The sequence below is a fragment of the Anabaena sp. CA = ATCC 33047 genome (genome assembly GCF_963870205.1).
Taxonomy (GTDB): domain Bacteria; phylum Cyanobacteriota; class Cyanobacteriia; order Cyanobacteriales; family Nostocaceae; genus Trichormus.
Genome location: NZ_CAWMSA010000043.1, coordinates 115,638 through 129,646, shown reverse-complemented (window position 1 = coordinate 129,646; position 14,009 = coordinate 115,638). Strand labels below are relative to the sequence as shown.

12 protein-coding genes are annotated in these 14,009 nt (G+C 42.7%); 5 read left to right on the top strand and 7 right to left on the bottom strand.

Going from position 1 to position 14,009, the window contains the following annotated elements; genetic code table 11:
* Positions 1 to 72: 72 nt before the first annotated feature.
* Positions 73 to 2,292 carry a protein phosphatase 2C domain-containing protein gene (locus AACS98_RS11620; RefSeq protein ID WP_066379908.1) on the bottom strand — a complete coding sequence of 740 codons (2,220 nt, stop codon included), beginning with the start codon at positions 2,290 to 2,292 and terminating at the stop codon, positions 73 to 75.
* Positions 2,293 to 3,105: 813 nt separating this feature from the next.
* Positions 3,106 to 3,456, bottom strand: coding sequence for an NAD(P)H-quinone oxidoreductase subunit M (locus tag AACS98_RS11615; RefSeq protein WP_066379907.1), 351 nt, complete (start codon positions 3,454 to 3,456; stop codon positions 3,106 to 3,108).
* A 749-nt stretch (positions 3,457 to 4,205) separates the two neighbouring features.
* Between AACS98_RS11615 and AACS98_RS11610 the strand changes: the two genes are divergently transcribed.
* Complete coding sequence (locus AACS98_RS11610; RefSeq protein WP_066379898.1) at positions 4,206 to 4,487, top strand: Npun_R1517 family heterocyst differentiation transcriptional regulator; 282 nt, start codon at positions 4,206 to 4,208, stop codon at positions 4,485 to 4,487.
* 480 nt (positions 4,488 to 4,967) lie between these two features.
* Here AACS98_RS11610 and AACS98_RS11605 read toward each other — a convergent pair whose 3' ends face one another.
* The 3 genes from AACS98_RS11605 to ctpB all read right to left on the bottom strand — a co-directional run bounded on the left by AACS98_RS11605 (position 4,968) and on the right by ctpB (position 8,213).
* A complete protein-coding gene (locus AACS98_RS11605; protein WP_066379893.1) occupies positions 4,968 to 5,663 on the bottom strand; it encodes a response regulator transcription factor in 696 nt (231 codons plus the stop codon).
* 56 nt (positions 5,664 to 5,719) lie between these two features.
* Positions 5,720 to 6,697, bottom strand: coding sequence for a glycosyltransferase (locus AACS98_RS11600; RefSeq protein WP_066379891.1), 978 nt, complete (start codon positions 6,695 to 6,697; stop codon positions 5,720 to 5,722).
* Positions 6,698 to 6,875: 178 nt separating this feature from the next.
* Complete coding sequence (ctpB, locus tag AACS98_RS11595; protein WP_066379890.1) at positions 6,876 to 8,213, bottom strand: carboxyl-terminal processing protease CtpB; 1,338 nt, start codon at positions 8,211 to 8,213, stop codon at positions 6,876 to 6,878.
* A 324-nt stretch (positions 8,214 to 8,537) separates the two neighbouring features.
* On the opposite strand from ctpB, the gene AACS98_RS11590 reads away from it, so the two are divergent.
* Positions 8,538 to 9,236, top strand: a complete 699-nt coding sequence (locus AACS98_RS11590; RefSeq protein WP_197480136.1) for a YdcF family protein — start codon at positions 8,538 to 8,540, stop codon at positions 9,234 to 9,236.
* A 12-nt stretch (positions 9,237 to 9,248) separates the two neighbouring features.
* Here the strand turns inward: AACS98_RS11590 and AACS98_RS11585 are convergent, their stop codons facing one another.
* Both AACS98_RS11585 and AACS98_RS11580 read right to left on the bottom strand, forming a co-directional pair.
* On the bottom strand, positions 9,249 to 9,674 hold the full coding sequence (locus tag AACS98_RS11585; protein WP_066379888.1) for a hypothetical protein: 426 nt from the start codon (positions 9,672 to 9,674) through the stop codon (positions 9,249 to 9,251).
* 265 nt (positions 9,675 to 9,939) lie between these two features.
* Positions 9,940 to 10,902: a M48 family metallopeptidase gene (locus AACS98_RS11580; protein ID WP_066379886.1), complete on the bottom strand. Its 963-nt coding sequence runs from the start codon at positions 10,900 to 10,902 to the stop codon at positions 9,940 to 9,942.
* 140 nt (positions 10,903 to 11,042) lie between these two features.
* Here AACS98_RS11580 and AACS98_RS11575 point away from each other — a divergent pair, with 140 nt between their 5' ends.
* From AACS98_RS11575 to AACS98_RS11565, 3 genes are all read left to right on the top strand, one after another.
* Positions 11,043 to 12,590 (top strand): helicase C-terminal domain-containing protein, encoded by a 1,548-nt coding sequence (locus AACS98_RS11575; protein ID WP_066379884.1) that lies wholly within the window; start codon positions 11,043 to 11,045, stop codon positions 12,588 to 12,590.
* Positions 12,591 to 12,705: 115 nt separating this feature from the next.
* Entirely contained in the window at positions 12,706 to 12,921 is a 216-nt protein-coding gene (locus tag AACS98_RS11570; protein ID WP_066379880.1) for a DUF2839 domain-containing protein, read from the top strand.
* A 646-nt stretch (positions 12,922 to 13,567) separates the two neighbouring features.
* On the top strand, positions 13,568 to 13,699 hold the full coding sequence (locus AACS98_RS11565; RefSeq protein WP_255362888.1) for a hypothetical protein: 132 nt from the start codon (positions 13,568 to 13,570) through the stop codon (positions 13,697 to 13,699).
* The last annotated feature ends 310 nt before the right edge of the window (positions 13,700 to 14,009 follow it).

The following is a 14,009-nucleotide window of genomic DNA, read 5'->3' as shown; positions in this document are numbered from 1 at the left end:
TCCTATAGGAAAACTTTGAGTTGATAAATTTCAGTGTGGTTGTTATCTGTATTATTTCAGGTTTTCACAAGTTTATCGAGTATTTGTTGATGGTGTGTTTGGTGCTGGGGATGGGCTGTCTACTGAAGAACTGTTACAGGGAGTATCAGCATCACCGGGCAATACATCTACTTGCCAGTTTGCCAATTCCGAAGATTTGATTAAAACTGGTTTTTCTAAGATTTTCTGTGGTTGTGTGGGATTGGCACACACATCCAAAGATACCTGATCATCCCCGGAATCAACTGCGCTATTAGTTGTTTTCTCCACCACTTCTAAAAATGTGTCTGGTGGTAGTTTTACCTGATTTGGCAAAGTAATTTCATTTTTGGTTTTAATCACCGCACCAACGGCAAGGTTAGCAAGCGATCGCTCTTGTTGGGCTGTGCTGCTAGTTGCTGGTACAGTCGGAGTTGCAACCGGGTTAGTCGCTGGGTTTCTCCACCGCATTACCCCATATCCCAGTAATCCAGACGCAACCACTAAGAACAAAGGTACGATGACAGTTAACGGCAACTTCGTCATGTTGCTGGTGAAGTTGGCGGGAATGACTTTTGTTTTTTGGTCGGGGTTGCCTTCTTGTAATATTTGTTGTGTGGCGTTTGCTGCTGGGGTTGCAGTTCTGATGGCGGTGCTATCTGGAATTACGACTTGAATGGCTGACTCTGGTTCCACATATCTCACTTGATAATGCACTAACGCAATGGTCACATTATCATGTCCGTTTTTGGTATTAGCAATTTCCACCAGTTGCTCGGCAACGTTGACTAATTGACTTTTCTCCGTGAGAATTGGTAAAATTTCTGTATCCCAATAATCTTCTACACGGTCAAAATCACTTAAACCATCTGTGGTGAGGAGAAATACAGCATCTTCGTCACAGATAAATCTTTGGGCTGTAGGATGCAATGAACTGCTGGGACTCATTCCTAAAGCTTGCACCAGAGAACCCGAACCACTTTGTTGCACCGCTTCACGATAAACGGCATAACCCAATCTCACTTCCCGTGAGGCTACATCGTCATCCAGGGTAACTTGATAACAACCGTGATGGGTAATCCAGTAAGCGCGACTGTCGCCTACATGGGTAATATAGATTTCGTGGGCAATCGGCAACGCCATGACTAGGGTTGTACCCATGCGTTTGCGCCCGTGACGATTTTCGCTATCGTTACGCTGACTGATTTTGTCATTGACGCTGGCTACAGCCATTTCTAAATCTGCTAGCAGCAGTGAAGGTTCTATATGATCAGAGGGTACTTTGGTTAGTTGCTGTACCTGCTGCTGAATAGTTTCAATGGCTAAGTTGGAGGCGACATTTCCCCCCTCATGTCCACCTATGCCATCACAAACTATCGCTAAAACTGTGGGTTGCGGTGGTTTGCTCAAGATGGTATCACTAGGCGGATAACAGGCATCTTCGTTACGTTCCCGCCTGGGGCCGGTGTCAGTTTTTGTAATAATTTGAATGGTAGGTGTTTGAAATTTGGCTAACTCTGCCAACCCTCGGTCTAAAAATGCTATTAATAGTTCTGGAGAGTTGATTTCACCTTCAATCAATAAATTACTAATTTGGTCAACAAATGGCGCGATCGCTGGTTTGGCATAGCGGCGTAGTTGCTGCCAAAATTCTCCTAATTTTGGTAACTCTGGTGCTGAGTGCGAGTCACAACTCAATTCTAATAACCTGACTAATGGCCCTTCTACCCGCAATAACTCCGGCTCCAGTAAGCTAGAGACAACGCCTTCGCTTTTTAAAGGTTGCCAAAGATGAGCAATTTGCCATAACCAATTGAGTTGGCGCATGGAATTGGCATTGCTCCAAGCCTCGGTTAAGCTGCTATAAAGATATACTTCTTGGGCTAAACTGTCTGTGAATAGGGGCGGTTTTTCTAATAGCAAAATTTCCCGGCGGATGCGTCCTTCTTGTATGGGTAAAACTCCATACACCTGCGGGATGTGTAAGCGATAGGGAATCAGTCTCAGATAAGGTTTGATGGGTTGGATGTTGTCTATTTCTGGGGCTTGGGGTAATAACCCAGGTTTTGTATCGAAGACAACGGATTGATTGATGATCAAATAGCGATCGGCTAATATTTCTCCAGGGCTGCCTACGCCTAAACCATCTCCTACCACCCATAAATAACGTTTAGGTAAGGGTGTGGAGCATCGCTGGCAAAACTTGTGCGTCAGGGGGTTTGCCGCCTGACAAAGTTCATTAGGGCAGTAGAGCGTTGCCGCATCATTTGTCATAGTGTTCGCACCGATCAGCGATTGGCATTTTTTTAACAGCACTGGTAGCGGCAATTTTAACCGCTTATTTTCCTGAAATTTTCAGTATCTCAGGTGTAATGATGATTTTAGCTGGCAGATACCAGAACATACTTATTACCTAATTTACAGTCTTATACAAATAACATACTCCTTTGTCAAACTTCCAGCCTGATCATAGCTTCTCTGCGGCTGTGACTTTCTATTATTCCAGCAACTAACTTCCACCCTGTCACCCTCTTTGTTGCCTTTGCTGTTACTATGTCACTACTGCCTGAGTCCGCCATTGAGAAAAACAGATATTTTTCTAGTTTATAATTTGCTGCTCTGCTCAGAACTTTAATTAAGAATTAAGATAGCTCAACCAACTTTTTCTCACTTCAGAATCCTCATGTCAGGCTGCCTAATACGCATCTGGTATGATGAAATTAATTAAACAAGTTTTCTCAAGGTCAGTAATCTTTCACTTCACCACAATATTCTCCAGCCAAAGAAAATTCATGTAAATTTTTGCTAAATTTGCTGATTGTGATCGTATTATTGCGATTTTTTGAGAAATTTTTTGTATCAAAATCTACTATTAATTGGAGGCGATGATGAGGTCTTTGGGAATCAGTAAACCAAATCAATCATGATATCCATGAACAGGTGGGGATTGACGCATCAGCAACAGCGCGAAGAAACTAGAGGCTTGACTAGCCCCTAGCCCCACCTCTTGTGGGTGACAGTTCTGGTTGCGCTGATCTTGCCTGAAGAATTCTTTGAGATCAGGCAATTGTGGAAAGTCAGGGACTGCTATTCGACTGCCACTTGGGGCAGACCCATACTATAGTTAGTGACGCGTGCAGACAGATTGTAGCTGATTTCACCTGATTGCAGGAGCGATCGCAAATAATGTTCTAAATCAGAGCCAATCCGGCGTAAGTTGTAGTCTGTGAGGTCTGCACCACTGGAGGCTTCGACCAGTTCATCAAACTGGCGATAAACCTTTTGTAAAGCATCTTCATTCCAGTTAAATTCGTTATCTGGATCAACATCCAGCGTTAAAACTTGATTACTGGGAACCAGTTCGCCTTCCTGGTCGATTTCTGCTGCAAAAATGCGAATATGCCGGGTTGTAGACTTAAGCAGCATCGAGTTTTCCATAGCAGGATGTGAGATTTGGGTTGATTATACTGAAATCATTTTAACTGAATCACCAGTAAAGATGAATTGGCCTGGCAAAGCCAGCCAGAGCCTTCTAAACTTACAGGTAGATTCTGTATGTTTGTCATGAAAGTCTGACGGGAGGGAGTTCCCCAACCTCCCCTGTTTACCCTACTTTCTTCAGTAAGGGTAGAAACCATTCCTGACCTTCAGGTTAATTTAGCTTTGAGACTATGCTATTGTTGAAAACCAAGTTTTGATTTTTGATAAATTTGTTCATCAAAATTGCCACAATTTTATGATAAAAAAACGTACATCAAGTAAATTTACGTAATTAGCCACCAAATGAGTCTAGCTGTAATCAATGCCCACAAAAACAGCAGATTTGCTTACGTGTAATTACGATAATTTGAGTAAAAACTCAAACTATTATTGACGGAAAAATAAAGTTGATGTAAAAACCTTTAAAAAGTTTGAACAAGTTCTTACAGAAACTTTATTGTATCGAATCTCAAAAACTGAATAATAGTTATGGCTTGCCTGAATCTGATCTGGCAAAGGAAGATTACACTACAGCAAAGTAAAAGTCTATCTAAATCAACACAGGAGAGTGCAATGGAATATAAATGCTATCACGGGAAAAAACACTATTAATTCAAACAGAGTAAATTCAAAAAAAATATAAAGAATTTGTGCAAGGGATTAGCTCCTCACCCTCATGACCACCAAGTAAAGGAACCGTCAGAATTATGAACTCGAAAGCATTACCACGTCAGATAAATAATCTCGAAGTAGGTGTTTATGAGTGCGAAATAAATCTTAAATTTCGGTTAATTGAGGAAAAGAGTTTGCTAGGCGATCGCGAGCAACTGTTGCAAGTGCTACTAGATGCCCTGACAGAAGGTTCAGATGATTTCTTAGAAATGCTACAAGCATCTGTAAAAGCCCAGGAAATCACAGAATTTAAAGCCTCGCCCCAAATGCGCCGCCAACTGATGCGTTTACGTAATGCGGTTGATAATAATCAATAGCTAACAATCAAGCTGTAATCAGCAGTAAGCTTGTATAACCTTATGCTTACATACAAGCTGTTAACCTACTCAGAAATAAGCTAAATCAAGCATCTACAGTGGTCTTCACTCTTTTCACTACTTAACCTAAATGAGTGTCTACTAATGCAAATCTGCCTGGCTTTTAGGGTGTATCACAGTTTCTGCTCTTTCGTAGCCTACAGGTAATATCGTTAACCAGGGTTTTACTTTCATTTGCAGGTATTAATTTAGTCAGCATCACCGCCAATCAACCACAATCTGTAATACTTGCGACATCATTAATTGATGATCAATTCCTCCGATTTTTCAGCCATTGATTTGTTAATTACATTCATTTATGGGCAAGGTTGGACTCATATCTAACCATACTGCTGCCATAGGTATTTTTGCCGAAATCATAGAAAATAATGGGAACGTGAAAACCCCTGGCTCAAAGGCTAGGGGTTAACGGTGAGAGTGTCAATGAGCTAGACCATGTTCTAAGGCGAAACGAACTAACTCGGTACGACTATTAGTACCGGTTTTACTAAATAAACGACTGACATATTTTTCGACATTTCGCACACTGGTTTCTAAGCGACGGGCGATTTCTTTATTCATTAGCCCTTCGGCTACCAAGTTTAAAACACTTTGTTCTCTGGGGGTCAAATCGATTTTAAAAGGGGCTGGGGATTGAGAAATCGCATTTCTTTGGGTTAATAAAGCCTTAATTTGAGCAATTTGACTGGCTAATTCGGCAATATCAGGTGTTTCGCCGGCTTCAAGTGCAACTGAAGCCTTGGCGGTGCGCCTAGCCAATAAGTTTTCTACTATTGCCACTAACTCATCAGGATCGAAGGGCTTGGGGAGATAAGCATCAACACCAGCTTGATAACCTTGAATGCGATCGCTCGTCATGCCTTTAGCTGTCAAGAATACTACAGGTAGCGATTGAAAGCGGGGGTCATCTCGCAATTGTTTGAGAAACTGATAACCATCCACTTGGGGCATCATGATGTCAGAAATTACTAGGTCGGGTGTATTGTGTTGCATTAAATCCCAACCTTCACGGGCGTTACTGGCAACTTGAACAACAAAGCCGCTTTCTTGCAAATAGTCTTTGACGGCTTCACGTAATCCGGGTTCATCATCTACCAGTAACAGTTGTGCTGACATTGAACATTTCCTTATGGTCTACCTATTTCCAATGTAGCGAATCCTGAATTGAAAATTCAAACTTTCTCTAACCACTCGATTGTCTTGGCTTGTTCAGATAATTTTGCATTTCGTTGTCCAGCTGCACGCGCCTTAGCTGTGAACAGACTAATGGGAGTATTTAATAAATCTATCAATGAAGTTTGACCGGCGATCGCCTTGACACTATCCCGTGGTAATTCTTTCAATAACCAACGTAATAAACGGTAGCTGATATCTGGAAGTTTCATCTCTGGCATTAACGCTACACCATGTAATTCGTGTAAATAGCGATTTGAGCGTCCATAGCGTCGCCATTGACTGGCTAATTCTCTCAGTGTAGTGCGGTGGTGGTGCTGAACGATCGCCTCTGGGGCAAATTCTAAACGTCCAATATTTTTTTGTAGAATCCGCCAGCAAATATCTGCATCACCGCCAGTAGTCAGATAGGGACGAAATAAACCGACTGTTGCTAATGCAGTGCGACGAATTGCTAAATTAGCAGTTTGACCGTAGGGACAAAAGGGATGGGCTAGGGTATGCTTTTGAGATAAAGTTTCTTGACGCTCTGCGTGTTGTTCTAGGAGCGTATGACCGGGTAGTGCGGTGATTTCTCCGGCCACAATCACCACATCTGGAGCAATAAACGGCTGAATTAATGATGTGAGCCATTGGGGTTGGGGACGACAATCAGCGTCTGTAAACGCCAAAATCTCACCCACAGCCGCACGGATACCAGTATTACGGGCTGCATAAGAGCTTTGAATGTGGTTTTCGCTGAAGGGGCGAATGGTAATTGGGGAATTAGCGGCAGATGTTTTGAGATAGTCAAGGGTGCGATCGCTACTGTTATTATCTACCAGCAGGTATTCTACCCTATCTTTTGGGTAGGTTTGAGACACCAGACAGTTAATTAACTCTGGTAAATCTGCCGCACCATTATAAATAGGAACAACCACCGATACCATTGGCAAGAAATTGCTGGCGGTGGTTGTATCAATTTCCTGATAGTTCATAGTGCCTGTGATTGTGGAGCAAAGGGAAGGGTGCAGGGGTGCAGGGGTGCAGAGGGGAAAAATCCCGTACCCAGTACCCAGTCCCTAGTATTCCCATCCACAATCAGATATTAGTCAAGTCAGGCTGTTTATAACTGAGAATGCTGATATTGGAACACCTGATCACAAAATTTAACTTTTAAAATTTCCAGTCGTTGATACCAACACTCAAGGATTGAGAGGGCTGATTGAATGGGGGTTGGGCAAAGTTGTTATTAGATAAAACAGCGATCGCCCGACTATATTGAGGATCATTCTGAGTACCAATCAGACTGGGATTAGTTGCTAACTGACGCTCTTGGGCTTCTGTTAACTCTAATTTAATATCTGGGATAATTCCCTTTTTATTGATATCTGTGCCATTGGGGGTGTAATAGTGAGCAATAGTCACCGCCAAGCCAGAACCATCTGAGAGTTCATGCACTGACTGTACCAAAGCTTTGCCAAAGGTTTGAGAGCCGATGACTACTGCTCGCTTATTATCCTTAAGCGCACCTGTGAGAATTTCACTAGCACTCGCTGAATTACCATCTACCAAGATTGCTAAAGGCAGTTTTGTCAAAGCGGTGCGATTAGCTCTAGTATTTTCGTTGACTCCCTTACGATTCACTGTGCGGACAATCCTACCGTCATCTAACCACATCCGAGCAATTTCAATACTCGCCTGTAATAAACCGCCAGGATTACCACGTAAATCTAAAACGAAGGCATCTACTTTTTTCCCGTTCAAATCCCGGATAGCTCGGCGCATTTGATCTGCGGCGTGCGCGCTAAACTCACGCAAACGAATGTAACCAATGCGACGATTTCCTTCTTGTTTGACTGTCGCACTGACTGTTGGCACTTCAATATTTGCCCTTGTCAGTTGCACATCAAAGCTACTACTTCCTTTACGTCCTAACCGAAGTGTAATGTTACTACCTGCCTTGCCGCGAATTAATTTGGAGGCATCATCTATTTTCATTTGCTGAGTAGATTTGCCATCAATAGCCAAAATTTCATCGCCTGCTTTAATTCCCGCCTTTAAAGCTGGGGAGTTTTCTATGGTTTCTACAACTGTCAAACGCTTGGTTTGTTCATTGATTTCCATGCGAATCCCAATCCCAGACACTTCCCCAGAAGTTTGATTAGTTAAGACTTCAAACTGTTTCGGATCAAGGAAGCGTGTATATGGGTCATTTAACTGTTGTAGAGCTTCACGAATCGCTACATAAGCCTCTTCTTTAGATGAATATTCTTTACTTAATAGGCTTTGCCTTATTGCTAGCCAATCTTTTTGATTAAAGTTGCCGTCAACATATTCACTATTTACTATTTGCCACACTTGGTCAACTAATGCTTTAGGACTGTCTTGTAAGGCAGCGTGAACACTACGAGTCCAAGCAGAGCCAAATACAGAGACAGAGGCAGTTGTGGCGATCGCTCCTCCAATTAGGGCTACTTGCAGGGGCGAGTGAAGTTTCGCAGATTGGTTCATGTATATCAGCAGGGATTTACGATGTTGTTGACAGTTTAGCAATCAGGCTTTTGAGAAATTCTTAAGTTTTTATACTCATTTTTTTAGCTAGGCTTCTTTCATCATCTTACCCTTTCAATTATGCTAAAATTTTGCATTAATTTATCAAACAAACCGTATCTGGATTTGCTAATTCTTTGTTAGTCTAATCTAACACTGTGACAATAGTGTGACAGTTGTGCAACTGTCTTATTTCCTCCATATATTAATTCTATAAGATAGCATTTCGTTGGCTCAAGTGTGGGTCTTTCGTTACTGCAATCAGCAGGTTTTTTGTCTTATGTTATGAGACGTAAATTTACCAAAAATTTATCAATTAAACCTGGTAGCAAATGCCGCAAACCGTTGCAGTTGTTACAAAAATCAGCTTGGGTTTTATGCCTATTGTTGGCAAGTTGGTTAATTGTCACCACTATAAACCTAGTTGTCGCCTCTTCCCAGCCAGTGGATGCCTTTTTTGTCCTGGGTGGCAGTATTCGCCGTGAAATTTATATTGCCCAAACAGCCAAAGAAAATCCACAAATCCCTATTTTAATTTCTCAAGGTTCTCCCGACCCATGTATATGGCTAATTTTTCAACGAGAAGCAACAGATTTGCAAAACGTGTGGCTAGAAAAATGTGCTAATTCTACCTTTGGAAATTTCTATTACGGAATTCCGATTTTACGCAGATGGGGAGTACACAAAGTCAAACTGATTACTTCCCCAACTCACTTACCTCGCGCTCAATGGATGGCGCAGATTCTCTTAGGCTCTCATGGGATTTGGGTTGAATTCGATATTGTTCAGGAAACAGGTATTCCTGGTAATTACGAGTCTGCTTTAAAAACGGCACTAGACATAATACGTAGTTTATTATGGGCGGTTGTCAGTCAAATCATTCAACCCTCATGTACAAATGTCACCAAACTTACTGATGTAAATATGCCAGCGTGGGAAAGTCGAGGCTTTAAATGTGAACGTCAGGGAGGTTTGGGAAGATGAATACCTTGCGGTTTAATTGGGCAGGGAATATCGGGCTAAAGTTGCCTGAAGTTTCAATGTAGTTAATTGCTCTATAGCCTGGATTAATTGCTGCTGTTCTGGTGCTAACTCTAGTTGTCTCAAAGCTTGATTGAGGTTATTACCAGAATGGATTTTTTGTTGCAGTTGAGTGCGTTGGGTTGAATTTAAAACGGCTGAGATGTCTTTATTGCGGCGTTGCAGTATAGCTTGGAGTTGTTGACGCTGCAACGGAGTCAAATCCAACTTAGACAAATCAGGGTAGTGATTAACAACATTGACAACAGGGGCAATAATTGGCTGAGAGAGGAGTTGAAATCTAAAAGGTGCTGCCAAGGCAACACTCGGCATCAGTAGAACTAGGGCAAGAGTGGCAGCTATTAGGGGCAAAGATAGCCACTTTGGAAAGTTGATTGCCATATTTAGCAGTTTCCAGGGGGAGATGAGGAAGATGAGGGGGATGAGGGGGATGTAGCTTGCTTCTCTTACGAGACGCTACCGCGTTCTCTACGAGACGCTACGCGAACGCGTAGCGTCTCCGTAGGATTCACCCGCAGGGTGGGAGATGAGGGAGAAGGAAGAAGCAGGGGGGCAGGGGAGTAGGGGAGATGAGGGAGATGAGAAAGCAGGGGGCAGGGGGAGAAGACTTTTACCCAGTCAACAGTCAACAGTCAACCATCAACAACTACTCTGATTTTTTGATTCTGTCAATTTCTTGGCGTAATTCTGCGATTTGACGGCGCAAAATGTCGGCTTCGGTTTCTGGGGTTTGGGAGGCTACATCGACTGCGCCGGAAGCGGGCGATCGCTGATAATTACCCCGGCGAATTTCTTGATATTCTGATGATGTTGCCCATTGGCGTAAATACTGCACTCTTTCCACCGGGAAAGGATGACTCAACATCATGCCCTGTCCGCCGTTGTACATTAAGAATTTATACACTTGATTTAGCCCATCTTCGTCTAATGCCTGATAGGTTTCTGACTGCTTGATAAATTCTTGTAAACTACATTCGTTCATATATTGGCTACTACCGCCAGAAACCTTCATCATCGAAGACATGACGGTATTTAAGTCATCTATCACCAAAAAAGCTGCTCTATCTGCGGATAACTCAGCTTTTCGCCGCCATTCAAAAAAAGCGTAAATCAAGGCTTGAGACACCAAGTTACCAATGCCCAAGGTTAAGTCACCTAGTGCAGAAGCGGCACCCATCGCCCACATCGCCATTTGAATTAAAATAGTATGACCACATTTAATATGCCCCAGTTCATGGGCTAGCACCGCCCTAATTTCGGCTTCATTTAGTAAGTCTAGTATCCCTGTATTGATCACTATGTAAGGATGCTCTTGGCCGAGGGCATAGCTATTTGCTTGGGGATTTTGTGCAACAAACAGTGTGGGTTCGGGATAAATGTCCAAATCCCTGACACATTCACGAAACATCTGGTAAATAGTGGAATATTGACGCGGCCCGACTTGGATGGTGTTGCCCATGAGATAGACTAACTGAGGGCGTTCGTAGAAAAATTCCACAAATTTACGAGCGATGAGATCAAATCCCGGTAAACTGCGTAAAGCTTGCTCGGCTTGGCTATCCAGTGGATGGCGAAAGGCTTCGCTGGAGATTCCTGTGTAAGTTGGCATAATTTAGGATATTCAGTCAGTGAAGATGAATCAGTGGTAGTTGTCATTAATGGGCTGAAGAACTAACAACCCCCAAATGACAACATAATAGAAATGGGGCTATTGGCAGTAAACGACATTTTGTATGGGATTTTAAGTGTGTGATTGAGGCAGAAGTCCATTTGTCATTACATAACTTCCTGCGATCGCAAGCGGGTTTCCCTTCCTGGCCCCATCACTTAACGATGGCACGGTTGGTAGCACGGGCTTTACGTTTGGGACGTAGTGCGTTAATTCAAGTCGGCGCGGTTTGCGGCTATCAAGGGCTGTACCGCACCAGTTTTGTAGCATCTGCTTTGATGTGGCCGGGGGCTGTAATCATTGTAGCCACGGAAGCAGTACAACAACGGCTATTGCGGGTGGAAATTCCTCGCCTACAGCAATGGCTGCAAGCTAACAAACCAATTAGAACCGGTGACACTTGGCCTGGTTCTGAGTTCCAAGGAATACTTCTCACTTCTCCGCAAGCTTGGTTAAAACGACAGCTGACAGATGCTGATGATTTTCCCCCAGGCATACCTACGATTATTGATGGAGTAGATGATTTGGAAGATTGGGTACGTGATCAACTTACCCAAACTCTTCAACCCCAAGACTGGGATGAACTCATCTTGGCTTGTCCTCAGCAAGCCGAGACAATTCGCACCGCCAGGGCGCAACTGACACAGGAATTATTCAAGCATCCGCCTAACCCCTACGAATGCTATTTAATTTCGCACTCAGAAGCGGATATCTTTCAACATCTGTGTGCGGTGTTAACCTCAGTCGAAGGTTTACCACAAGTGTGGCAAAAATTCTGTAAAGAATTTTCACAAGTCAACGATGATTCAGCCGTGCCTTTGTTCTGGGCGACTATTGCCCGTCGTCAAGGTTTATTTTCTCTGCACTACGCACCAATTGAGTTAGCTGCCAGTCTCGCACCGATTTGGCAACGGCAACCAGTAGTATTAATTGGTAGTGCTTTAGAGCCAGAAACAGAGGCTCCTTTATTCCGTCAACGTTTGGGTTTAGAAGATGTAACTTGCTTGAAATTTGCCTCTGATAGCCAATCAGAAGCGATTCAACTTTACATTCCTTACCAATTGCCCCTACCCAATACGCCGGAATTTCAAGCAGCATTTATTCATAAGGTGCGGACGCTGGTATGTCTTTCTGCGACAGCACCAGGGCTAACCTTGTTATTGGTGGGGGATGTGCCACTGAAGGCGCAAGTGGGAGCAATTCTCGCCGCCGAGTTTGGTTCACGGGTGCAGGTAGAAAAAACCTGTTTAGATGAAAACGGCATTTTGGTGAGTGGTTGGGAGTTTTGGCGAGAACATCAAGGAGTATTACCAGCACCGCAATTGTTAATTATTGCAACTTTACCTTTACCATCTTTAGAACATCCCCTGGTAGCTGGTAGGGTAGCTCATTATAAGCGATCGCATCAAGATTGGTTTCGGCTATATCTCCTACCCACAGCTTTGAATGAATTGCAACGAGCAGTAGCCCCTGTGCGCGAAAATCAAGGTATTGTGGCTTTACTAGATAGTCGTGTGATCAACCGTAGCTATGGCTCTCAAGTTCTAGCAGCCTTAAGTCCTTTAGCACGAATTAACTATCTTGATCCAAGTCTGTTTGCTCATAACAATGAAGAAAATTCTGCTTAGGATGTAGCACCACCTCAAAGCCACAAAATCAGAGCTTTAAAAACTCGTCAAAATTTAATCGAGAAGCATTAAAGTGGATTTAGAGTTGAACTTTTGAACTGCAAATTACTAAATTATGGGTGAAGCAAAACGTCGCAAAGCCACAATGGGAGAAAATTACGGTCAAGATCCGCGAATCTTACCTTGGGTTCCCATCACTAAAAGCCAAGCTGAATTATTTGTGAGTTTGACTACTCGCGGAGCCTGGATTGGTATTGGTGTGATGGTTGTTGTGTGGTTAACAGTTCGTTTCATCGGGCCTGCCTTCGGTTGGTGGCAAGTTGTTGCATAAAAATTTTAAAAGTGTTTCAACCTAAGTTTGTAAAAATTCTTATCTATCTCTGGACTGTTAGGCTAATCAAGCCTAACCTATTTTCCATACTTAGGTTGAATGTTTCATGCTCAAAAATTGAGGAGCGTGAAGCCAGCCCAGTGGTATTTACTTAACTTGTGCCAATAGTCGCAAGTTAGTTTATCTTCCATCCGATAGAAGATATCAACGTAAATTCAGGAGGAATATAAGCTTACTAAGCTAGGATAATCATCCAATTTATAGTTGAGTATATTTTGGAGACTCTCACCCTAGTTTGGCATATCGATCAGCATCATTCAGGGTGGTTATTACCAGTTGTTTTGCAGCCATGATCAATTGAGTAAACATTAATTAATTATGATTGCAGTTTATGTCGAAACCAGAAAACTTACTCAACATTGATGTGACTGCATAGAGCGGCTAAAGCTTTAGTGTTTCATTGGTTTGACACCAATTTTGTCGTTGCGTAAACAAGGCTACTATTTATTTATAACCCGCGCTAGAGTAGCCAGCTTTCAATATTCAATATGATGGTCGGCTATCAGAGTTTTTTGAAGAAACTTGTGTGCAACTTGGAGGATAATTAAATCTAATCTATTCTATAGAGTTTAATTATAGATTCTCTGTGGAATTAAAGCGCATTCTGGCAATGGCAGCCTCAGATTACCGCAATGGCAAGATAATGATTCTGAGTATGATCATGGGTGGTGTTGAGTTTCTAGAAATTTTAGTAGTAGTGGCTTTTGCCTCCAATTGAGGATTTCGTGTAAGTTGTTAGCAAAACTACTGATGACTGGCAAAGCTCAAACTAGCAACTCAGCAACCTTGCCCATTCACTTGATATCTTGAGGAGGTGTGTGTTGGATGTACCAAAATCACGGGGTAAAATAACTCTCACTCAAGAAAAATGTATCTTTTCTGGCATAACAAGTCTACAGTAAACGGCAAAACTAGCTGACATCTGTGAGCATTACCCAAATTGGATGTATGTTACCCAGGAATTGCCATCCGTGGTTTTCCAGTGGTTGACGAATACCTAGCTTGAGTTAAGCTGAGAGCGATCGCTG

Coding starts and splice junctions, on each gene's coding strand:
- AACS98_RS11610 (WP_066379898.1), top strand. CDS start 4,206: ATGAACTCGAAAGCATTACCACGTCAGATAAATAATCTCGAAGTAGGT.
- AACS98_RS11620 (WP_066379908.1), bottom strand. CDS start 2,292: ATGACAAATGATGCGGCAACGCTCTACTGCCCTAATGAACTTTGTCAG.
- ctpB (WP_066379890.1), bottom strand. CDS start 8,213: ATGAACCAATCTGCGAAACTTCACTCGCCCCTGCAAGTAGCCCTAATT.
- AACS98_RS11605 (WP_066379893.1), bottom strand. CDS start 5,663: ATGTCAGCACAACTGTTACTGGTAGATGATGAACCCGGATTACGTGAA.
- AACS98_RS11615 (WP_066379907.1), bottom strand. CDS start 3,456: ATGGAAAACTCGATGCTGCTTAAGTCTACAACCCGGCATATTCGCATT.
- AACS98_RS11585 (WP_066379888.1), bottom strand. CDS start 9,674: ATGGCAATCAACTTTCCAAAGTGGCTATCTTTGCCCCTAATAGCTGCC.
- AACS98_RS11590 (WP_197480136.1), top strand. CDS start 8,538: ATGAGACGTAAATTTACCAAAAATTTATCAATTAAACCTGGTAGCAAA.
- AACS98_RS11570 (WP_066379880.1), top strand. CDS start 12,706: ATGGGTGAAGCAAAACGTCGCAAAGCCACAATGGGAGAAAATTACGGT.
- AACS98_RS11580 (WP_066379886.1), bottom strand. CDS start 10,902: ATGCCAACTTACACAGGAATCTCCAGCGAAGCCTTTCGCCATCCACTG.
- AACS98_RS11600 (WP_066379891.1), bottom strand. CDS start 6,697: ATGAACTATCAGGAAATTGATACAACCACCGCCAGCAATTTCTTGCCA.